This is a genomic window from Bacillus sp. SIMBA_005 (assembly GCF_046535585.1).
Taxonomy (GTDB): domain Bacteria; phylum Bacillota; class Bacilli; order Bacillales; family Bacillaceae; genus Bacillus; species Bacillus pumilus.
This window is the reverse complement of record NZ_JAWRWI010001009.1, coordinates 1-243: the sequence shown is the minus strand read 5'-3', so window position 1 is coordinate 243 and position 243 is coordinate 1. Positions and strand designations below refer to the sequence as shown.

Here is a 243-nt window from a genome sequence, read left to right as displayed (position 1 = left end):
TAAGGAATCACCGCTTTTCACCGTGTATGTAGTCGTCGTGCCGGAGCTTGCATTTGACGAAGAAGACGACGATGATGAAGAGCCTGAAGATGCTTTACCTGTCAGCTTCAATACTTGTCCAACGTAAAGCACATCTGATTTCAGATTGTTGATATTTCGGATTTGCTGTACAGTCAGGTTATAGTTGTTTGCGATTTTCCAAAGTGAATCACCGCTTTTAACGGTATATTTAGTTGTTGCTGA

At 41.6% G+C, this 243-nt stretch carries 1 protein-coding gene; it reads right to left on the bottom strand.

The annotated features are described in order from the left end of the window. Nucleotides 1–243, bottom strand: a 243-nt coding sequence (locus SB660_RS23140) for a LysM peptidoglycan-binding domain-containing protein (protein ID WP_410584883.1), incomplete at both ends; no start/stop codon positions are given.